The following is a 17876-nucleotide window of genomic DNA, read 5'->3' on the forward strand; positions in this document are numbered from 1 at the left end:
AACCGAGTTGGGCTTCCCCCCCCCCCCTGCATTTGGGCGGGGCGCTGGTGTGACCCGCGGATTTGACCCCCCCCCCCCCCGAGTTCCGGGGCGGGGTGCTGGTGTGAGGGGCGGCTGGGGCCGCGGCGGCGATCGCAGCGTGCGACGGCCGCTGGCCGCGGCGTTGGCGGTGGTGCTGCTGGGGTCGTTGCTGGCGGTGGTGCCGGTGGGTTTGCCGTTGGCCGAGGGGCCATCTGAGGCGGGGGCGCAGCAGGTCACTTCGCCGGCGGTTCTGCATCGGACCGAGATTGTCGAGGGGCAGACCCGCGCCTTTCAGATCACGAACATTCCCACCCGGCCGGAGTACTACCTCCACACGAGCGTCAGCGGCTCGTTCACCGCTGAGGCCGGCGACATAACGGCCACCACCGCCAATCTGCGCGGCGCGGCGCAGCAGATACCCCCCGATGCTCCCGGCCCGAGGGCCTATCCCGATTCGGTCTATCGCAACATCCGTTTCGAGGTGACGGCGAACGCCGACAGCGACGGCACCGACGATGAGACGTTCGGCGTGCGGTTGTGTACGACTGCTGATTGCTCGAGCGGCACGGTGCTGGGCGAGTGGACGGTGACGGTGACCGAGCCGGCGGCGGACACCACGCTGAGCGGCACGGGTGCGACGCTGACTGTCCACGGGGGCAGCGTGTTGTCGGTGATGGAGGACTCTGCCAACGGCGACGGCCGCGACCGGCGCGCTGCGTTCGAGATCACTCTGGCGTCTGCGCCCACTCAGGACATTGTGGTGGTGGCTTCCACCACGACGGGGGTGCGCACCGGCTCGTCGTCTATGGGGCCGTTCGCTCGGATCAACAGCTCGTTGTCTCGTGATTACCCGGCTGCGGGCGCCGCCGGCCATGATGCGGTGCGGGCCGAGTATGTGGTGGGGTACTGGCCGTCGGGTGCCACGGACCTGTCGCGGGAGTTCACGGTGATCTCCACCGACAACGCGGTGGACACCGCGGGCGGGACAGTCAGCGGCAATCTCACGTTCAGGGTCTTGCAGGGCTCGATAAACGCCAGCGACGGCACCGCCTACAACGACTCCACGGCGAATAACGCCGCTGTCGTGTCTGGCATTTCGATCCCGAGCCTGCCGGTGCGGGTGACCGATGATGACGAGCCGACACGGGTACGTCTGCTGCCCGCCAGCACCCCCGACAACACCGCGACCGAGGGCAACACCGACAAGGCCTCCGTCTTGGTGCGCCTGGACCGTGCGCTGGTCGCCGGCGAGGAGGTCACCGCAGCGCTGACGTTCAGCGGCGCGGCGCTGGGCACGAATTTCTCGCTGGCGGCGGCCGGCGGGCAGACCGGCGTGTCCTACGCCGACTCCGACGACGGCACAGGCGGGCTGGTGACTCTGGCCGGGGCGGGGGTGCAGGAGGGCGTGATCGAGGTCACCGCGCTCACCGACGGCGACTCGGTCAGCCAGACGCTCCAGATCGGGATGCCGCCGACCGACCAGCCCTGGCGCCCCAGCCACCACCAGTCGAGCCTCGCCGGCGGCGTCTGCGCCGCCCACGGCTGCCCCGACCGCCCCCAAGGCGATCCCGGCCAGCGGTTCCAGTCGGTCACCCTCGCCGAGGCCGTGCCGGGCCTCGCGATCATCGAGCACGACGATCCCCACATGCGCGTGGTGACTGAGGGCGACGGCTACAGCTACGACATCCGGCTGAACACCCAGCCGACCAGCGACGTGACCGTCACCACCACGATCTCATCGGGCGGGGCGGTGAACGCCGGCGGCACGCTCACGTTCACCAACAGCAACTGGGCGACGCCCCAGACCGTCACCGTCACCCCAACCGGCAACAGGAACGACGAGCCGCGGCGGACCATGACCGTCACCCACGCCTTCAGCGGCGACACCGCCTACGCCGCCCTGGCCGACGTCGCCCACCAGGTGAGCGTGCTCGACGACGACCCCACCACCATCACCATGGCCGGCACGGGCGTGCGCGACCCGAACAACGATGCGACCGCCGAGAACATCTCGCGGGTGATGGTGGAGGGCGACGCGACGCTGGTGGACCGCACCCTGACGCTCACCTTGAGCCGCGCCCTGGTCGAAGGCGAGTATGTGCGTGTGCCGTTGCGCCTCGAGGCGGTCGCCAACGGCAACATACCGGTGATCGAGGAGCCGACCGAGGAGGAAGGCGAGCTGGACCCGCCCGACCACGGCGGCGCTTGGCCCAACGACATCGGCGAGCGGAGGGTCGTCACGAACGACTACCGCGGCGTGCGCGCCAGCGCGAACGTCGCTTGGCCGCCCCAGCACAACGACTTCGTCATGACCGCGACGGGCACCGGCGTGTCCTATGAGCACTCCAACCGGTACACCCCCAACCACGTCGGCTTCCGCTACGTCGAGTTCCGCGGCGCCGGCGCGCAGGCCGCCACCATCGTCGTGCACGCCAAAGACGGCTTCGACGACGGCGAGACCTACGACGAGGCGTTCGCGGTCACGTTCCCCAACGACTTCTACCTGTTCGACTCCGACACCGACAATCCGCTCAGCAGCGCCCCTGTCGACGGCAACCTCGGCGGCGGCATTCGAGCGCAGCCCGCCGGCGCGCAAGGGTGGTTCGGCATCACCGACAAGGGCCTGGACGGCATCGACCCATCGCTCGGACAGGTGCCTCGGGACTGGCCCCTGCTGCCGCCCGGGCTGACGATCGGCGACAAGTTCCGGCTGTTGTATGTGACCACGGCCACCACCGCGGCCTCCGAAGTCGGCTACGCCTACTACAACGACTTCGTCCGAGCCGAGATTACCGGCGACCAGCTGAAGCAGGGTGGGGTGCCGGACCTCAAGCCCTACGCAGACCACTTCGCCGCGGTGATCAGCGCCAACTCCGCCACCGACAACCCTGGCGGCAACGCCACGAACAACGCCAAGCTGGAAGATGCCGGCAACAACGCCGCCATCTACTGGATGGGCGGAGCCAAAGCCGCCGACGACACAGCCGACTTCTTAGACGGCGACTGGGATGACGAGGCCAACCCCAAGCACGCCGACGCCAGCGCGGCCACGATCAGCGCGTCCGGCTACTGGACCGGTTCCGAATTCGACGGGCAGCGCCGAGATAGCTGCGGGGGGACCGCGCACCACCTCAGAGCCGGCTCGTCAAACGTGAACATCGGCAAGCTCGGCGACGCCACCCTCACGCCGTTGGGACCGGCTACCAACGCGCAGAACTGCGCCACCGCGCCCTCCCACGGTGAACTGCTTCCGCTGTATGCGCTGTCCACCCGAGAGTTCACCGTCGTCGGCGGCGCCTCCATCGAAACCGCCCAAGCCGCCGAGGGCAGCCCGATCACCTTCACCGTCACGATCCCAGATGCGGCCCCCGCAGGCGGCATCACCGTCCCCTACACCCTCGCCGACGGGCGCGGCGTCACCTCCGACCCCGCCCACATCATCGCCGCCGGCACCTCCGGCGGCACCGGCGCCGACTACGACAACGACGCCGGCACGGTAGTGATCGCGCAAGGCCAAACCAGCAACACCTTCACCGTCAACACCACCAATGACAGCACCTACGAAGGCGACCACTACCTCACCGTCACCCTCGGCGCACCCACCGGCACCAACGCGCCGATCATTGACCCCACCAAGGGCAGCGCCATCGGCATCATCGAAGACGACGCGGATGCGCCCTCGTTCCAGTTCAGCCCTGCAACGGCGACCGCCGGCGAGGGCGACGGCACCGCCACGCTCACCGTCACCAAGACCGGTACCACGCTGGTGCCCGCGTCGGTGTACTGGACCACCGCCGACGGCACAGGCGCGAGCGCCGCAACCCACCCCGACGACTACACCGCCAACGCCGGCTACCTCCAGTTCGCCCCCGGCGACACCTCCAAGACGGTCACCATCGACATCGTCGACGACGACACCGGCGAGAGCGCCGAGACGTTCAAAGCGCAGCTCAGCCAGCCCAGCGAGGCACAGATCGGCAGCGCGTCGGAGGCGACGGTGACCGTGACCGACGACGACGGCGCTGCGGTGCCGGTGGTGCAGTTCAAGACCGCCAGCTCCAGGAGCTTCGAGGGGCAGCCGTTCGAGTTCCCGTACTACAGCACCATCGTTGTCGAGGCCGAGAGCGCGGTCGAGGCGGACACTGTCGTGAGCTTCACGTTGGGCGGCACGGCGGTGCGCGGCTCTGATTACACCATCGTCACGGCCACATCGATCTCGAGTGAGACGATTCTGGAGGGGGAGACTGAGGGTGAAATAGTTTTGCGGACTCTCACCGACGACAATCACGAGGCCGACGAGACGATCGTGCTGACTCTTGTCGCCGGCGACGGCTACGACCTGGGCAGCCAGACGACGCATACGGTCACCATCAGGGATCTTCCCGATGTGGAATTCGCTGCGGCGACGTCGCAGGGCGTCGAGGGCGAGACGGTCACGGTCACGGTTCGGGCGTCGCATGCGTTCGCGGAAGCGACCGATGTGACGTTCACGTTGGGCGGCACCGCGACGTCAGCGGACTACACGGCGCCGACGAGCCCGGTGCGGTTCGGCGCCGGCGACACCACCGCGACGCTCAGCATCCCCGTCACCGCGGACACCGACAGCGACGCCGGCGAGACGATCATCCTGACGCTCGTCGACGGCGACGGCTACGACGCGGGCCCGAACACGCGCCAGACGACCCAGGTGCGTCACACCATCACTCTCTTCGACGCGACGTCGGTCGAGTTCTCAGATGCGGTCTCGACGGCCAAGGAGGGCACGACGGCAACGGTGACGGTGCAGGCACCCCGGGCGGTGGCGGAGGACACCGCTGTGGCGTTCACGGTTGCGGGTTCGGCGCAGTCGGGGGACTTCACGGCGCCGACGAGCCCGGTGACGATTCGCGCTGGGCAGACCTCCGCCGAGATCGAGATCCCGATCGCCGAGGACAGCCCCGACGACTCGGGCGAGACGATCATCCTGACCTTGACCGACGGCGACGATTACAGCCTGGGCGGCCAGAAGACGCATACCGTCACCTTGGCCGAGGCGGATCCGCCGCCGGATGTGGAGTTCGCGGCGTCGGTGTCGCAGGGCCGGGAGGGCGCGACGGTATCTGTGCGGGTCGACGCGTCGCGTGCGTTGGACGCCGCGTACTCGGTGTCGTACACCTCGACGGGGGGCACGGCGACGGCGGGCAGCGATTACACCGCGCTGAGCGGTTCGTTCACGATGCCCGCGGGCGCCGCCTCGGCCGCTTTCGACGTGGCCATCACCGCCGACAACGCCTCTGATGCGGGCGAGACGATCATCCTGACCTTGACCGACGGCGACGACTACAACCTGGGCAGCCGGACGGGGCACACGGTGACGATCACCGAGTCCGACCCGCCGACGCTGGTGTTCACCCAGCCGCGGGTGTTCATCGCCGAGGGCGGCGCGTCGGCGCGCTACGGAATCAGCTTGAGCCACGACCCGTCGGGGTCGTCTGCGGCTCTGCCGGCGTGCGATTACGACCCCTACACCGCGGATCTGCCGCGCTGCACGCCGTCGGCGGATCCGGTGGTGGCGCGTGTGGTGGTGACCTCGCCCGATGTGGGCCTGCTGAAGGTGTTCACGGGCGGGAGCATCGCGCCTGCGGGGGAGGCGGTGCTGGAGTTCACGCGCCGCAATTTCGGCACGCCGCAGTTCGTGACGGTGTATCCCGAGGCCGACGACGACGCCGACAGCGAGCAGAACGTGCTGATCGGCCACTCGATACGGGGCGCTGCGGACGACTCGTCGGCGTTCCGCACCAGCTCTCCGTATGCGGCCGGCACTGCCACGGGCGGGGTGGACGACGGGATCGCCCTGCCCGACATGCGCGCGTATGTGGCCGACGACGACGCCACGCCGGGGCTGACGGCGGGCTGGTTCGCGGATGCGGGCGGCCCGAGCCTCGAGCAGCCGCGGGTGATCGAGGAAGGGGGGTCCGCCCAGTTCACGCTCAAGGGCAACAGGAACGCCGCGGGCGAGATGGTGGCTGCTCGTGTTCGGATCACCGGCGGCGTCCATGGCGAGCACTACACGGTCGACAGGTCTGGCAGCATCCGTGTCGAGGGGCCTGTGGACGACCCCTCCACCGACGATGTGGACGAGTCGAAGGTGGACGGCGCGGAGTTCATCGTGACCTTCGCCGCGCCTGCGAGCCTGAGCACTGGGGGGGTGTTCAAGCTCATGTCCAGGGACGACGCGAGCCGTGCGACTGGGCGGCGTTATCTGGATGTGGAGCTGTTGTCGGTGTTCTCGCCGGACGGCTCGGCGGGCGTCGACGCCGATCCGGCCACGCCCGACGGCGTCGGGCTGAGTCCCGGGCCGCGGACTGCGCGGGTGCATGTGCTGCCCAAGGACCGGCTGATCGTCCGCCAGGCGGGTGGCAGCGAGACCGGCGATGGCGGCAAGCGCATCGAGTTCGAGGGGCTCGAGACCGAGGGCAAGAAGGCGGAGCTGACCGCCAACGATGCCTGGGCGACGATCCAAGAAGGCGACCCGACCGTGCATCAGGTGGCGGTCGAGTTGAGCGAGCCGCCCAAGAGCGCCCGCGATGTGGTGGTGACTGTGGCGGTGAGCGATCCCGCCAAGCTCGCCTTGGCGGGAGACGACAACGACGACGGCCAAGTGACGCTCACGTTCAAGAAGTCGGCCGGCGCCCGCGAACTCACATACCGGGGGACCCAGACAGTCGGCTTCGCCGCCAAGGACGACGACGATTTCGGCGACGAGATGGTGACCGTGACGGTGACGATGACCTCCGGCTACGGCAGGGCGCACCCCGACGGGACCGTGGTGCGCACGTTCACGGTGCGCATCGAAGACGACGACATGTCGGCGGGCGTGACGGTAGTGCCGGGGTCGTTGACGGTGATCGAGGGAGCGAAGCGGGGCGAGAAGCTGCCCCGCAGAACCGACGGCAGAGCGCGCGACCATGAGATCGCGGTCCGCCTGGACGCCGATCCCGGCAGCGGCGTGACCGTGCGGATAGAGCCGGTGTTTCCCGAGGGGATCACCTCTCCGAAGAAGACGCTGGACTTCACCGGCGGCACATCGGGCAACTGGCAGACCTGGCAGACGATCGGCGTGAAAGCCCCGGACGACGGCGATTTCGACGACGAGGAGCTCACCGTCACCTGGAAGAGGCCGAGCGTCACCGCGGGGAGCTCGGCCGCCTACACCGCGTTGACGGCTGCTGATGTGGCGTCGGTGGCGGTGACGGTGCTCGACGACGACGCGGGGGTGCGGGTGTCGGAGCGGGGCTTGGAGTTGGTGGAGGGTGTGCAGGGTGCTGCGCGTCGTGTGGTGGACACAGGAGACGGCGGAGGCGCCAGGCTCGGCCGCTTGGCGGCGGCGACCTATGAGGTAGTGCTGCAGGCAGCGCCTGCTGCGGGTGAGGTGGTGACGGTGACGCCGGTCAGCGGCGACACCGCAGCGGTGGGGTTCGGCCGCGACGATGACGGCAACGCGGTCACGACCCACCCCGGTCTGGTGTTCACCGCGGACGACTGGGATGTGCCTCAGACGGTGACGCTGGCGCCGGTGGACGACGACGACGCGGTCGACGAGTCGGTGACGGTCACCCACAGCGTGTCCACGACGGGCTCGGTGTACAGCGCCGTGGGTGCGGGGCCGTCGGTGACGGCGGCGGTGCTCGACGACGACCGCTCCGAGGGGATCGTGGTGTCGTCGGACGGCGAGACGTTCAGCGGCGATGGCGCGGTGCTGTTCGCCGACGAGGGCGGCGACGCTGTGGGCTTCAACGTGCGCTTGGCCGGCCGGCCGGCCGAAGCGGGGCGGTTCTGGGTGGACGTGTCGGGCGGCGGCGCCGTGGTGGCCGACGCCGATCTGGGCGCTTCGGGCACCCAGACGGCTCTGTCGTTCTCGCAGGAGAACTGGTGGATCCCTCAGACGGTGTGGGTGACCGCGCCCGACGAGACCGGCGCCGGCGCCGACGCCGACGACGGGCTGGTCGAGCTGAGCCTGACCGCCGCGGCGGTGACCAACGGCACGCGGGCGCCCATTGCCGCGTATGGCACGACGCCGGTGTGGGTGCATGTCCACGACGACGAGTTCGCCGGCGGCCCGACCTACACCGTCACCGTCGCCGGCACAGGCGCGGTCACCGAGGGCGCCTCGCCCGCCGTCTTCACCGTGCAGGGCGACATGGTCCCGTCGTCGTCGACCGATGTGACGCTGCGCATCTCCGAGACCGGCGATTTCGTGGCTGCGGGCGACGAGGGCGACCAGACCGTCACGTTCACCACCGGGGCGATCTTGACCCATCAGGTTCCCATCGTCGACGACGACGTAGCCGACGACGACGGAACGATCACCGCCGCCCTTCAGCCCGGCAGCGGCTACCGCGTCGGCGACCCTTCGCAGGCTTCCATCCGCGTCGCCGACGACAGCGACACCGGCACGGGCTCGGTGACCGCGGATCTGAGCGTGTCCGGCGGCGGGTCGGTGGCTGAGGGCGGCACGCTGACGGTGACGGTGACGCTCGGCGGGGCGGCGCCGTCGGCGTTGAGCATTCCGGTTCGGGTGGCGTCGTCTCCGGCCGCGTCGGCGTCGGCTGGCGATTACACGCTGCCGAGCCCCGTGACGGTGGCGATGGGGGATACGTCGGGCACGCTGACGTTCACCGCTGTCGACGACATGATCGCCGAGGACGCCGAGACGCTCACCCTGGAGCTCGGCACGCTGCCCGCCGGCGTGACCGCGGGCACTACGACCAGCGTGGCAGTGACGATCAACGACGACGACACTGCGGGGGTGACGGTTGTCGAGTCGGGCGGGAGCACGGTCGTCGTCGAGAACGGCGGTACGGACACCTACACGGTGAGGCTCGATTCGCAGCCGCTCTCGAATGTGGTGGTGCGGGCGGCAGCGGCGGCGGGTGTGGAGGTGGACGGCCCGGCGGCGGGCAGCAGCTGGGTGTCGCAGCTGGATCTGACGTTCACGCCGCAGGACTGGAACTCGCCCCAGACGGTGACGGTGCGCGGCGTGAACGACAGCGTCGTCAACGCCGGCGGCAAACGCGACGTGACGATCACCCAGACAGTGCACACCGGCGACACCGGCGGCAAGTACACGACGTCCACGGCAGTGGCGAACGTCGACGTGGACGTCACCGACGACGACACTGCCGGCGTGACGGTCGCGGGTGGTCCTTTGACGGTGTCTGAGGACGGCACCACGACGACCGACAGCTACACGGTGAGGCTGACCAGCGAGCCGCTGAACAATGTGGTGGTCACGGCGACGGCGGCGGCGGGCGCGCAGGTCAGCACCGACGGCGGGACGACATGGCATTCGTCGCGGGGCCTCACGTTCAACCCGTCGGGTTCGGGCATCTGGTCGGCGGCGCAGACGGTGCATGTGCGCGGCGTTCGCGATGACATCGACAACGCCGGTGACCGGCGCGCGGTCAGCATCGGCCATGCGATCACGTCGGGCAACGGCGACGGCGGCAGTTACACGACGAGCACTGCCATCGATGCCGTTTCGGTGACGGTGACCGATGACGACACCGCGGGCGTGACGGTCGCGGGCGGTCCTTTGACGGTGTCTGAGGACGGCACCACGGCTACCGACAGCTACACGGTGAGGCTGACCAGCGAGCCGTTGACCAACGTGGTGGTGCGTGTGGCGGCGCCCGCTGGTGTGGAGGTGGACGGCCCTGCGGGGGGCCGGGCGTGGGTGTCGCAGCTGGATCTGACGTTCACGCCGTCGAACTGGGGCACGGCCCAGACGGTGACGGTGCGCGGCGAGGACGACGACATCGACAACGCCGGCGACAAGCGGGAGCTGACCGTCGCCCAGTCGGTGCAGACCGGCGACACCGGCGGCAAGTACACGGCGTCCACTTCGGTCGCGAACGTCGATGTGGACGTGACCGATGATGACATCGCGGCGGTGACGGTCGCGGGCGGTCCGTTGACGGTGACCGAGGACCGCAGCGACACCGACGACTACACGGTGGTGCTGGCCACCCAGCCCGTGAGCAATGTGACGATCACGGCCACGGCGCCTGACGGTGCGCAGGTCAGCGACGATGGCGGGTCGACGTGGGGGTCGTCGGTGGATCTCGTGTTCACGTCGGGCACGTCGGGCAACTGGGGCACGGCCCAGACGGTGACGGTGCGCGGCGACCAGGACGTGATCGACAACCCGGGCGACCGCCGCGATGTGACGGTCACGCATTCGATCTCGTCGGGCAACGGCGACGGCAGTCGTTACACGCCGAGCACGCCGTCGATGCCGAGCGTTTCGGTGAGGGTGAACGACGACGACGCGAAGCCGACCGGTATCAGCCTGTCGACGGGTCTCAGCACGGTGTCGGAGGGTGCGGGGTCGACTGTGGTGTCGGTGACGGCGACGGTGGACGGCTCGACGCGGTTCGGCACCGCGAAGACGGTGAAGGTGTCGGTGTCGTCGCGTGCGGACACGGCGTCGGCGAATTATGTGGACATGGGGCAGGTGGCCGATGTCTATGTGATCATCGCGGCGGGCGCGCGGACGGGCAGTTCGTCTTTCTTGCTCGTGCCCGACGACGACGCGGTCGACGAGTCGGACAACTCGGTCATGCTGATCGACCTCAGTGTGGTCGGCGACTCGACGGTGACGGTGAGCGCGCCGGCGGCGCCGATCGCGCTGACCGACGACGACGCTGCGCCCACGGGGATCACCCTGACCGCGAGCCTGACGTCGGTCACCGAGAACGGCGGCGCGCAGTCGATCAGCGTGACCGCGACGGTGAACGGCTCGACGACGTTCGGCACCGCGCAGGCGGTGGCTGTGAGCGTGACAGGCCACGACGCCATGGGCCAGGTGGGATTCGCGCAGGTGTCGGGGTTCAGCGTCACGATCCCGGCCGAGATGGCATCGGCCACGGGGATGTTCACGCTCACGCCGGACGACAACGTGTGGTTTGAGTCCGACGGCGCGGCGCAGATCTCGGGTACTTCGCCTGTGACGGTCACAGGCGCGAGCGTGGCCGTGACCAATGACGACGCAGCCCCGTCTGGGGTGACGTTGAGCGTGTCGCCGTTGTCGTTGAGCGAGGGCGGCGGCGCTCAGACGGTGACGGTGACTGCGACGGTGAACGGCTCGACGCGTTACGGCACGCCGCGCACCGTGAACGTGACCACAGCCGGATCAGGCAACGCTGCTGCGGTGGACTACACGGCGACTGCGCCGGCTGCGATCACGTTGGCGGCCGGTGCGGTGTCGAGCACGACGACTTTTGCGGTGACGCCGGTGGACGACTCTGCTGACGAGTTCGACGAGGTGATCGCTGTGTCGGGCAGCGGGGCGGGCATCGCGGCGGTGGCGCCGGCGTCGGTGGCTCTCGCTGACGATGACGACACGACGGTGTCGATCAGCGCTTCGGCGGCCGCGGTGGCGGAGAACGGCGGCGTCGCCGATGTGACGTTGACGCTGTCTCGTGCTTTGGTGTCGGGCGAGTTGGTGGCGGTGCCGCTGGATGTGGTGGGGGCGTCGGCTGGGTCTGATTACACGCTGGCGCTGCATCCCGCGACGCAGGCTGGCGTGGCGCTGTCGGTGGCGGGGTCTGACAGCGCTCAGGCGCCCAGGGTCGTGTTGACAGGCGGCGCTTCGTCGGCGGTGTTGCGGTTCGCCGCGGTCGATGACAGCACTCGCACGCAGCCGTATGTGCTGGTGCGCTACGGCGCCGGTGCGCGGGCGCCGTCTGGGTCCGGCGTCGACTTCGCGGCGCCGTCGGACGGTCCGGTGGGCTGGGTGATCACTGACGACGAGACCGGCGATGTTGTGGTGCCGCAGTCTTGGGCGCTGGCGCCCAGCGGTGTGCTGGGTCAGGGCGAGCCGCGGTTCCGGCTGGTGTTCGTGTCCTCGGCCGAGCGCGATGCGTCGTCGACCGATATCGCGGAGTATGACGCGTTCGTGCGGGGGCTGCTGGCGGAGGGCCACGCAGACGTCGTGCCCTATGCGGGGTTCTTCACCGTTCTGGGCTCCACCTCCGGGGTGCATCTGCGGGACCACGCGGGCGTGACGGGGTCTGCGACGATGCCGTTCTATTGGCTGGGCGAGACCGGCGACGCCACCAAGCGGGTGGCGACCGACAACGGGCAGTTCCGCGGCGAGTGGATCGCGACTGAGACGCCGTCGTCGCAGAGCGTGCCCCGAGACGAGTCGGGCACTGTGGTGAGCGTCGACGCCGACGGCTATTTCACCGGGTCCACAGCCGCGGGCGCGCGGTCGTCGAATCCGCTGGGCTCGTCGAACGTCACGGTCGGCTATCTGAACGACTCCGGCAGCGGCCGGGCGCCGCTGGGCAGCGGCCAGACAGCGTCGCGCACTGCGACGCGCCGCTTCTACGGGCTGTCGCCCGTCTTCGTGCGGGCCAGCGACCCGGTCGTGTCGGTGACCACCACACAGACGTCGGTGGCCGAGGGCACTGCGCTGAGCTTCGCGGTGAGCGCCGATCCGGCGCCGCCGAACGTGTTGACGGTGCGGTTGTTCGTCTCCGAGGAAGACGGCCGTGACATGGTGCCCGACGCCCAGGAAGGGCTCAAGACCATCTCGTTCGCTGCGGGCGAGACGTCCAAGACGCACACGGTGACCACTTCTGGCGACAGCACTGACGAGGCCGACGCTGTGGTGACGGTGCGGGTGCTGACCAACGCCGGCTACACCGTCAGCAGCACAGCCGACACAGCGACCGTGACGGTCGCCGACAACGACGCCATGACGGTGTCGGCGAGCGGCGGCGGCGGCACGGTGAGCGAAGGGGCCAGCCTGGACTACACCGTGGACCCCGGCCGGAACCTGGCGCCGGGCGAGACCGTGACGGTCAACTTCGCGCCCGCTGGCACCGCGACGCAGGGCAGCGATTACACGATCACCTGCCACGGCACGGGCGTGTCGTGCACGGGCCTGTCCGGCGCGACGCCTGCGTTGACGATCGCCGGCGGCAGCGGCGTGCGCAACGCCGTGATCCGGGTCAGCGCGCGCAACGACTCGGTGCATCCCGAGACCGGCGAGACCGCCGGGATCAGCCTGCGGTCGGGCCACAGCAGCACCGGCTCGGGCGGCGCGTTCTCGGTGAGCGGCACACCGTCGACGTTCACGATCGCCAGCGCCGCGCCCGCGGCGCTGACTGCGTCGTTCGGGGCTGCGACGTACAGCGCGGCAGAGGCGGCGGGCAGCCGCACCGTGACGGTGCCCGTGAGCCTGTCGGCCGCCGCGCCCTCTGGCGGGCTGAACGTGTCCTACACCGTCGGCGGCTCTGCGGTAGCGGCTGACCATGGGACGCTGAACGGCACGGTCAGCTTCGCGCAGGGCGCTACTGCGGGCAGCATCACGGTGACAGTCGTCGACGACGTGCTGGCTGAGGGGCCCGAGACGATCGTGCTCACGATCACCGACGGCGCCGACTACGACCCCGGCGCCACCGCGGCCACGACGATCACGATCAACGACAATGACGTGGCCCCCACGAACATCGCGCTGTCGGTCGACGACTCCAGCGTGGGCGAGGGCGACGGCGCCACTGCGATCACCGTCACCGCGACCGTTCAGGGCACGACCCGGTTCGCGGACGCGAAGTCGGTGGCGGTGATGGTTTCGGGCTCAGGCGGCGCGGGCGTGGTCGGCTTCACGGCGGCGCCGTCGACGTTCAGCATCCCGATCGCCGCGGGCGCCCGGACCGGCACCGGCATGTTCACTTTGACCCCGACGGACGACAGCGCCGTCGAGAACGACGAGACGGTCACCGTGGCCGGCACCCTGTCGGGCACGACGGTGGCGTCGGCGACGGTCACGGTCACAGACGACGACACCGCGGCGGCGCCGGTGACGGTGACGCTGTCGGCGGCTGGCGGCGACGTGGTCGAGGGCGCTGCGGGTGCGTCGGGCCGCAAGGACGTGACGGTCGCGCTGGGCCGGGCCTTGACGGGTTCTGAGACGGTGACGGTGCCGCTGAGCGTGCAGGGCGCGGCGGCAGGCTCGGATTACAGCTTCGGCTTGCATCCCGCCACGCAGGCCGGTGTGGCGCTTGTGACCTCGAATCCGCACAGCGCCCAGAATCCGGCGGTGCGGTTCTCGGCGGGCGCCACGACGGCTGTGTTGCGGTTCTCGCCGGTGAACAACGCGGTGCGCACCCAGCCTTATGTGGTGATCGGCTACGGCTCGGGCGCCCGGGCGCCCGGCGGCGGGGGCGGCGCGACGTTGGGGGCGGTGACGGGCGGGCCGTTCGGGTTCGTGGTGGTCGATGACGAGACGGGCGATATCACGGTGCCGTCGTCGTGGGGGCTGGCGCCGTCGGGTTTGGGGGCGGGCGACGACTTCCGGCTGCTGTTCCGCACCTCCACCACGCGTGATGCCGCGTCGTCGGACATCGCCGATTACGACGTGTTCGTCCGCAATGTGCTGGCGTCGGGCGGCCACGCGGACATCGTGGCCTATGCGGGGTTCTTCAAGGCGTTCGCGTCGACCCGCAGCTCTTCGGGTTCGACGGGGACCACCGCGCGGGTGCATGTCGGCTTGGCGTCGGGCCATACCGGCCATTTCAACGCAGCAGGCGACGTGTGGGCTGACGGGTCCACCGTCCCCAACGCAGGCAATACGGCGGGCACGCCGGTCTGGTGGCTGGGCGGCGCGAAGCTGGCGAACAACTACGCCGACTTGTGCGATCAGGCGGTGGCCTCGGGCAGCGGGGTGACCGGCGGCTGGGGCGTCGACGATCCGCGCAGCGAGACCGGCAGCCGCAGCATCGCTGTGGGGGTGACGGCGGGGCAGGCCCATCAGGCGTGGACGGGCACCGGAAACTCCTGCGAGGCGTACAGCTACCCGCTGGGCAACAGCACCGTGTCGCGTGCCGCGTCGCATGATGTGACGTGGGCGTTCATGCACGAGGGCCACAGCGCCCGCTCCCAGCAGCGGCCGCTGTATGCCATGTCGCCGGTGTTCAGGATCGCCGGCGCCGCGGCGGTGCCGGTGGCGGACTTCGCGTCGGCGACGTCGACCGCGGCCGAGTCGGCCGGCACCCGCAGCATCACGGTGAATTTGGTTCCGGCGCCGTCTTCGAGCGTGATGGTGGCCTACACGCTGTCTGGCACGGCGGTGCGCGGCAGCGACTACACGATCTCAGGGGTCACGTCCAACAGCGGCACGGTGACGGTGGGCCCCTCGGGCACTGCGACGATCCCGGTGGCGATCGCCGACGACAGCACGCCTGAGAGCGCCGAGACGGTCATCCTGACGCTGACGGGCGGCAGCGGCTACACGGTGGGCGCTGCTGTGCCTGCGCACACGCTGACCGTGGTCGACAACGACACTGCCGGCTTGCCGCGCGTCTCGTTCGTCCACGAGTCGAGCTCGGTCAGCGAGCACGACATCGCCCGCTATCCCTCCTTCACGATCAGCCCTGCCCCCGCAGCACCTCTCACGGTCCGCTTCGCGATCGACGCGAACGCGTCCACCGCCGCTCTCGGCGCCGACTACAGGATCGAGTGGCAGCATCCCTACACGCTGCGCGACGACGACGGGGACGGCGTCTGGGAGGGCGCCGTCACCGCTCCTGCTACCGCTCCTGCCTATGGCTATTGGCGGTTGCCCACGGTCCGCTTCGTCGACGACAGTGTCCGCGAGCGCGACGAGACGATCGTGATGCGCCTGCTTGACGGCGCCGGCTACACGCTCGGCGCCATCGCCGCCTACACCGTCACCATCGCCGACAACGAACGCGGGCCGCTGCCGCCCCCGCCGCCGCCCCCGGCGCCGCAGGTGAGCGTCACAGCCGGCCCCGCGGTGGACGAGGGCGCGGCGGCGACGTTCACGCTGTCGGCCAGCCCGCCGGCGGCCGGCACGGTCTCGGTGCGCTACACCGTCACCCAGAACGGCCGGTACGTCGCCTCGGGGCAGCTCGGCTCGGGCAAGACCCGCACGCTCAGCGGCACAGGCGCCACCATCAGCGTCCCCACACTGAACGACGGCGCGGACGAGGCCGACGGGTCGGTGACCGTCACGTTGACCGCCGGCAGCGGCTATGTCGTCGGGACGCCGAGCTCTGCGACGGTGACGGTGCGCGACGACGACGTGCCCGCAGCGCAGTTCGCGGCGGCAACCTCGACGGCGGCCGAGTCGGCCGGCACCCGCAATGTCACGGTGCGGCTGGTCCCTGCGCCCGCGCAGGCCACCGCGGTGTCGTATGCGCTGTCGGGCACGGCGGTGCGCGGCAGCGACTACACGATCTCAGGGGTCACCTCCAACACGGGCACGGTGACCGTCGGCCCGTCGGGCGCCGCGACGATCCCGGTGGCGGTCGCCGACGACAGCGCTGCTGAGAGCGCCGAGACGGTCATCCTGACGCTGGCGGCCGGGGCGGGCTACGACCTCGGCGCCCGGCGCACGCACACGCTGACGATCACCGACAACGACACGGCCGGCGTGCCGCAGGTGACCGTCACCGCCGGGTCCGCGGTGGACGAGGGCGGCGCGGCGACGTTCGCGGTGTCGGCCAGCCCGGCGCCGTCGGGCACGGTCTCGGTGCGCTACACCGTCACACAGAACGGCCAGTTCGTGTCCTCGGGACGGCTCGGGCCGAACAAGACGCGCACGCTCAGCGGCACAGGCGCCACCATCAGCATCCCCACGCACAACGACAGCGCGGACGAGGCCGACGGGTCGGTGACCGTCACATTGACCGCCGGCAGCGGCTACGTCGTCGGGACGCCGGCCGCGGCGACGGTGACGGTGCGCGACAACGACGTGCCCACCGCGCAGTTCGCCGCCACGGCATCCAGCGCCGACGAGAGCTCAGGCATCCGCCGGGTGCGGGTGAACCTCAGCCCGGCGCCGCACCGCCCCGTCACCGTCGCGTACACGGTCGGCGGCAGCGCGACCCGCGGCACCGACTTCACCGCAACCGGATCGGTGAGCGCGCCGGCCGGCGCCGCGTTCGTCGACATCGCCGTCACCGTCATCGACGACTTCCGCCAGGAGCCCGACGAGACCGTGATCCTGACGCTGACCGGCGGCGCCGGCTACCAGATCGGCGCCCGCGGCACCCACACCCTGACGATCACCGACCAGGACGTGTCGCCCACGGCAGCATTCGCGACCGCAGCCGACCAGGCAAGCGAGAACGCCGGCACCCACCAGGTGACCCTCACCGTGCAGCCCGCGCCCGCCGCGCCCATCACCGTGCGCTACACGATCAGCGGCACCGCGACCCGCAGCATCGACTACACCGCCCCCACCGGCACCGTCACCGTGCCGGCCGGCGACACCACCGCCGCCGTCCACATCCCCATCACCGACGACACAGCCAACGAAGGCGACGAGACCGTCGTGCTGACACTGACCGCCCCGGCCGGCAGCGCCGGCTACCTGCTGGGATCGCCGACAGCGTTCACCCTGACCATCGTCGACGACGACGCCACCCCCGCCACGCCGCGCGTCTCGTTCGTCCACCAGTCGAGCTCGGTCAGCGAGCACGACATCGCCCGCTACCCCTCCTTCACGATCAGCCCCGCCCCCGCAGCCCCCATCACCATCCACTTCGCCATCGACGCCAACGCCTCCACAGCCACCCTCGGCGCCGACTACCAGATCACCTGGCAGCATCCCTACACCCTCCACGACAACGACCAAGACGGCATCTGGCAAGGCACCATCACCGCCCCCACCACCGCCCCCGCCTACGGCTACTGGCGACTCCCCACAATCAGACCCGTCAACGACCGCACCCGAGAACCCAACGAGACCATCGTCCTGCGCCTGCTCAACGGCCCCGGCTACACACTCGGCCACATCAGCACCTACACCATCACCATCACCGACTAACCCAACCCCACGG

General features: G+C 70.1%; 1 protein-coding gene. It reads left to right on the plus strand.

Translation table 11 applies throughout. The annotated features are described in order from the left end of the window. The first annotated feature begins 103 nt into the window (after window positions 1–103). Window positions 104–17863, plus strand: coding sequence for a Calx-beta domain-containing protein (locus tag ACOQPE_RS06040; RefSeq protein WP_420610956.1), 17760 nt, complete (start codon window positions 104–106; stop codon window positions 17861–17863). Window positions 17864–17876: the final 13 nt, after the last annotated feature.

The sequence above is a fragment of the Candidatus Poriferisodalis sp. genome (assembly GCF_965219595.1).
In the GTDB taxonomy this organism is placed as follows: Bacteria; Actinomycetota; Acidimicrobiia; order Acidimicrobiales; family Poriferisodalaceae; genus Poriferisodalis.